We start from the raw sequence: 6,294 nt of genomic DNA, 5'->3' as shown, positions 1-6,294 counted from the left end.
GAGTTGGTGAGTTGGTGAGTTGGTGAGTTGGTGAGTTGGTGAGTTGGTGAGTTGGTGAGTTGGTGAGTTGGTGAGTTGGTGAGTTAAAAGAAAAAAAAACCCTAGTCAAATGTTGGTTGCTGACAATTTTTTTCTACAAAATTTATTACCGCCGCCATTTAAAAAGCCGACTTCAGTCGGCGCAAATAAAAAGAACGCCGCAGGCGACAGGTTACATTCACAGCGGCAGACTTCAGTCTGCTGGCTGAGAATATAGGATTGTCGAAAATGAGATAGAATAAACATTGATTTACATCACAAGCAGATTCCGCATTAAACCTTTTTTCAAAGGCAAATGCAAAATGAAAATTAAAAAATCGACTTCAGTCGGCGCAAATAGTAAGAACGCCGTAGGCGACAGGTTACATTCACAGCGGCAGACTTCAATCTGCTGGTTGAGAAGATAAGATTGTGGAAAATGAGATAGAATGAGGATTGATTTCCATCACAAGCAGATGCTGAAACGCTGTTCAGCATGACAGGTTGTATTATCATTGAATTGGTTTTGATTTTGATTTTGATATTTAATTTGATAGCTTTTTAAGTTTTGGTTTAAATTTAGATTTAAGTTTAAATCAAAGCTCAAGCAATTTGAAATCCGAAACCTTTTCCCCAACCCTAAAGGGTGAGGTTTCTTGATAGTAGTAAAATTATTCACACAACTGTTCTATTGATTTTGATTTTCGTTTTGATTTTGATTCTGATTTTTCATTTGATAGCTTTTTAAGTTTTGGTTTAAATTTAGATTTAAGTTTAAAAAGTATCTTAGCACCATGCTCGGAACTAGAAAACGCCATTTATTCATCGCCATAGGTTTGCTCTTGCTGCAAATCGCTTTCTATTACAGTCTGCGCAATTTCCCAGAGTTCATAGAAACCTATTACAGTAATGGTATTTATCTATACATCTCGAGAGCGATGCGCATCGGTTTAGGCTGGATTCCGTTTTCTTTTGGAGACATAATGTACGGAGCAGGAATTATTATGATTCTGCGATGGTTGTGGATTTCTAAGAAGGAATTCATTACGCTTCCTTTTTCTATTTTGCTTTCGCGAAAGCGTAATAAAAAAGGAGCTTGTGCCGCACTTGTTGCGGTACGAAAGCGATATACCCAACTTTTTACAGCATTAAATATCATCCTATTATTATTTCATTTCTTATGGGGTTTTAATTATTACAGACAACCGCTGAACGTTACACTAAATATTGAAAAAGAATACAGCTTAGAAGATTTGAAGAAAACCGTCGAGTTATATGCTGATCTTTCTAATATCACTCATGAAAAACTACAGGCTGTAGATAGTATGCCGGTGGCTTTTGAGCGTTCACAGCAAGAACTTTTCTCTATTGCCAGTAGTGGATTTGAACATTTACCACAACCTCAATTGCGACAAAAATTATTTCCCAACAGCATTAAAGAATCTTTACTCACCATGCCGTTGACGCATATGGGTTATAGTGGTTACTTGAATCCTATTACAGGAGAAGCGCAGACTAATGCATGGATCAATTGCTATAAAACACCTGTTTTGATATTACACGAGATGTCGCACCAACTAGGATTTGCAAAAGAAAACGAAGCTAATTATGTAGCCATTTATGCTGGAATACAACATGAAGATCCTTACTTTAATTACAGTGCTTATATTTTTGGATTACGTTATTTGCTGAATGATTTATATAAAAAAGATCCAGAGGCTTTTGAAGAAATAAAGTCCACTTTAAGACCTGGAATACTTAAAAACTATAAAGAACTCAGCGATTTCTGGGAACCATATAATGATGGAGTCATTGAGCAAGTTTCTCAAGCCACCTATAATCAGTATTTAAAGGCAAACAATCAACCCGATGGGATGAAAACCTATAGCTATGTAGTGGCATTGCTTGTAAACGGCTGATAAGTTGTTAATTTCATTAACACTTTTTAAGGATTGTAAATGACTCGATTCCCTATCTTTAAAATCTAATTTCAAAAACATTTATTAATGAAACGAGTACTTCTACTCTTATTCCTTGCCTGCGGTATTGCCAGTGCACAGGAATACTTCCCTAATAACGACGATATTTCTGCTCGTGGTGAAGTAATTGTAGCCATTACAAATGCTACAATAGTCACTAAACCAGGAACCGTTATTACAAATGGAACCATCATCCTCAAGGATGGAAAAATCTCAAACATAGGTAGCGGTATTGCTATTCCGTCTGGAGCAGTAATTCAAGATGCAAAAGGAAACTACATTTATCCGTCGTTTATTGAGCCTTATGCAGATTTTGGTATGGAAAAACCTAAAAAAGCTACTGGTAGTGGACAGCAGTATGATGAAGGCCGTAAAGGATTCTACTGGAACGACCACATACGCTCTGAGCAAGATGCCATGAATTTCTACAAGTATGATGAGAAAGAAGCTAAGAAGATGATCGAGGCTGGTTATGGTGCTGTTCAAACTCACCTAAATGATGGAATCGCGCGTGGAACAGGTATGCTGGTCGCTTTAAATAACAACAGTAATGATGCTACACGTATTCTCAAAAAAGAAAGCGGAAACTTCTTCTCTTTAAAACGCAGTACACAAACCAGACAGTCCTATCCTACTTCGTTGATGGGAACACTGGCTTTATTACGTCAGACTCACTTTGATGCTGACTGGTATGCTAAAGGAAATAGTACTACTCGTGATCTATCGCTAGAAGCTCTTGTGGCAAACAAAAATTTAGTTCAATTCATAGAAGCTGGCGATAAGAAAAATATCTTGCGAGTTGATAAAATGGGTGATCGCGTAGGAAAGCAATTTGTCATCATAGGTGGTGAAGATGCTTATGAAATGATAGATGATATTAAAGCCACTAAAGCTTCTCTTATTCTACCAATCAATTTCCCAGATGCTTATGATGTAACAAATCCTTACCAAGAATGGTATGTGAACCTTGCAGATATGCGTGAATGGAAACAAGCGCCTGCAAATCCTTATCTATTATCTCAAGCAGGAATCAACTATGCGATAACTACTAAAGGATTAAAATCTCCAGATAAAATCATGGAGAAATTAAAAATGGCCATGGAATATGGACTTACTGCAGACCAAGCACTTGCTGCACTTACTACTAAGCCTGCTCAAATCCTAGGCGTAAATAATATGGTAGGAACACTTGAAAATGGAAAAGTGGCCAACTTCATTATGACTTCGGGTCCTTTATTTGAAAAGGATAGCAAGATTTATGAGAATTGGGTTCAAGGTTCTAAGCATGTTGTTAAAGACCGCAATCGTAAAGATATCGACGGAACTTATACAGCACTTATTGCTGGAGACACTTATAAAATGGACATCTCTGGAGATGCTAAGAAAGTGAGTATTAAAATAGACAGTACTAAACTAGGTGGAAAAATAAGTTATGACGGTAATTGGGTGACTATTACCGCTTCTCATAAAGATGCTGACAATAAATCATTTACCAGAATGGTAAGTAAAGTATCAAATGAAGACCGCTTAACAGGAACCGCATATCTACCTAACGGAAACGAAATGGTATTTACAGCTACTAAAGAAGATCCTAAAGAGAAAGAAGAAAAGGATAAAGAGGAAAAGGAAGAAATGAAAACTATAACTAACCTTACTTTCCCAAATGTAAGTTATGGTAGCGCGATGAAACCTCAAGAAGAAACAGTACTCTATCGCAACGCTACAGTATGGACTAACGAGAAGGACGGAATTCTTGAAAACACAGACGTTCTCGTTAAGAATGGAAAAATCTCCAAAATAGGTAAAAACTTAAGTGCTAGCAACGCTCGTATTATTGATGCTACTGGAAAGCATTTGACAAGTGGTATCATAGATGAACACAGTCACATCGCTATTGATAATGGAGTAAATGAGGCTGGACACAATTCTACTGCCGAGGTTACCATTGAAGACGTTGTAGATCATGAAGATGTAAACATTTACAGAGATCTTGCTGGTGGTGTTACTACTTCCCAGCTATTGCATGGATCTGCAAATCCTATAGGTGGACGCAGTGCTATTATCAAATTGAAATGGGGTTTCTCTCCTGACGAAATGATCTATGCTGACAGTCCTAAATTCATCAAGTTTGCACTAGGTGAAAATGTAAAGCAATCTCGTTACCAGAATGGTGTGCGTTTCCCGCAAACTCGTATGGGTGTGGAACAGGTGTTTGAAGATTACTTCACTCGTGCAAGAGAATATGCAAATTCAAAAGGAACTAAGAAATTCCGCTATGATGAGGAAATGGAAGTACTGCTAGAAATTCTAGAAAGTGAGCGATTTGTTTCCTGTCACTCTTATGTACAGAGCGAAATCACGATGTTGATGAACGTTGCTGAGAAACACGGTTTCCGTATCAACACATTTACACACATTCTTGAAGGTTATAAAGTGGCTGACAAAATGAAGGAGCACGGCGTAGGTGGATCTACGTTCTCAGACTGGTGGGCTTATAAATATGAAGTAAACGACGCTATTCCTTACAATGCTGCAATCATGCACTCACAAGGAGTCGTTACAGCCATTAACTCTGACGATGCTGAAATGTCAAGAAGACTGAATCAAGAAGCTGCAAAATCTGTAAAATACGGTGGTGTTAGTGAAGAAGATGCTTGGAAATTTGTGACTTTGAATCCTGCAAAACTACTTCACATAGACGACCGTACTGGAAGTATCAAAACTGGAAAAGATGCAGATTTGGTTCTTTGGAACGCAAATCCATTATCAGTTACGGCAACCGCAGAGATTACGATGATCGATGGGATTGTGTTTTTTGATAAGGAACGTGATTTACGCTTTCGCGAAAGCATAAAAGAAGAACGCCAGCAGCTCATCAATGAGATGATTGCTGCAAAGAATAAAGGGCTTAAAACTCAAGAGCCTAAACAATCTACTAAAACTCTATATGAGTGTAACACGCTAGAATGGTAATCATGAAAAGAATCATATACATATTTTGCGCTGTACTCGGATTTACCGCAGCAGCACAACAAACGCCAGCACCTGAGTCGAGTAAGGCTTACACGATTATGAACGCAACCGCGCACATAGGAAATGGTGAAGTGATAGAAAATAGTGTCATAGTCATAGAAAACGGTAAAATCACCACGGTGGCTGATGCTACGACGGTACGCATGTCTCCAAAAGGCGAAGTTATTAACGCTAGCGGTATGCACGTTTATCCAGGAATTATCGCTTGTAATACAACGCTAGGACTGGTAGAAATCGATGCTGTAAAAGCCAGTGATGATGATAGAGAAATAGGAACATTTAATCCGCATATACGTAGTTTGATTGCATATAATGCTGAGAGTCGTGTGGTTGAAACCATGAGACCTAATGGTGTTTTAATTGCTCAGGTCGTTCCACGTGGTGGACGTATTTCTGGTCAAAGCAGCGTGATGCAAATGGACGCTTGGAACTATGAAGATGCAGCTGTACGTGTAGATGATGGTGTGCATATCAACTGGCCTAGAACTTTTAGTAGATCTGGTAGCTGGTATGAACCAGGACCAACTATTCCTAGTAAAAACTATGATAAGCAAGTTGAAGAGCTCACACAATTCATGGCAGCTGCCAAAGCTTATACAGGAACGGGAAAGATGGATTTAAAATATGCTTCTTTAAAACCAGTTCTTGCTGGAAATGCTACAGCTTATTTTCATGTGAATGGAGAGAAAGCCATACGTGATGTTTTAGGTTTTATAAAAGAGCAAGGATTAAAGAAAGTAGTTTTAGTAGGTGCGCAAGGTGCACAAAATGTAACCAAGGAATTGAATGCAATGAAAATTCCAGTTCTTGCCGGTCGTGTACACGATTTACCAGCAAGAGATGATGCAGACTATGATATGCCTTACAAGTTCCCTAAGCTATTAAGTGATGCTGGAGTGATGGTAGCACTAGAAAACTCTGGAGATATGGAACGTCACCAAGCACGTAACTTCCCTTTTTATGCAGGAACAATAGTTGGTTATGGAATGGATGCAGAAAAAGCGCTACAACTAGTAACACTTAACGCTGCAACAGTTCTAGGAATAGAGAAAGATTATGGTTCTCTAGAACAAGGAAAGAGCGCTACCTTATTTATTTCAAAAGGAGACGCGCTAGATATGCGTGGTAATCAATTGACTCGTGCTTTTATAGATGGCCGTGATATCTCGTTGTACACCAGACAAAAGCAATTAAGCGATCGTTATATGGAGAAGTATAGTAAGCAGTAAATTTATTTCTCATTAAACTTAAAGCCAGTCCATAA

Annotated in this window: 3 protein-coding genes; all 3 read left to right on the top strand. The window is 38.4% G+C overall.

Annotated elements, in window-relative coordinates; genetic code table 11:
- The first annotated feature begins 812 nt into the window (after positions 1-812).
- The 3 genes from ACSHWW_RS11355 to ACSHWW_RS11345 all read left to right on the top strand — a co-directional run bounded on the left by ACSHWW_RS11355 (position 813) and on the right by ACSHWW_RS11345 (position 6,259).
- Complete coding sequence (locus ACSHWW_RS11355) at positions 813-1,937, top strand: DUF3810 domain-containing protein (RefSeq protein ID WP_435682579.1); 1,125 nt, start codon at positions 813-815, stop codon at positions 1,935-1,937.
- A gap of 87 nt (positions 1,938-2,024) precedes the next feature.
- On the top strand, positions 2,025-4,970 hold the full coding sequence (locus tag ACSHWW_RS11350) for an amidohydrolase family protein (protein WP_435682578.1): 2,946 nt from the start codon (positions 2,025-2,027) through the stop codon (positions 4,968-4,970).
- 2 nt (positions 4,971-4,972) lie between these two features.
- Complete coding sequence (locus tag ACSHWW_RS11345) at positions 4,973-6,259, top strand: amidohydrolase family protein (protein WP_435682577.1); 1,287 nt, start codon at positions 4,973-4,975, stop codon at positions 6,257-6,259.
- Positions 6,260-6,294: the final 35 nt, after the last annotated feature.

The sequence above is a fragment of the Nonlabens sp. genome (assembly GCF_051251825.1).
GTDB lineage: Bacteria > Bacteroidota > Bacteroidia > Flavobacteriales > Flavobacteriaceae > Nonlabens.
This window is presented reverse-complemented; position numbering and strand designations above follow the sequence as displayed.

Excerpts from the sequence above, each read along its gene's own strand:
- ACSHWW_RS11355 (WP_435682579.1), top strand. The coding sequence starts at position 813 with ATGCTCGGAACTAGAAAACGCCATTTATTCATCGCCATAGGTTTGCTC.
- ACSHWW_RS11350 (WP_435682578.1), top strand. The coding sequence starts at position 2,025 with ATGAAACGAGTACTTCTACTCTTATTCCTTGCCTGCGGTATTGCCAGT.
- ACSHWW_RS11345 (WP_435682577.1), top strand. The coding sequence starts at position 4,973 with ATGAAAAGAATCATATACATATTTTGCGCTGTACTCGGATTTACCGCA.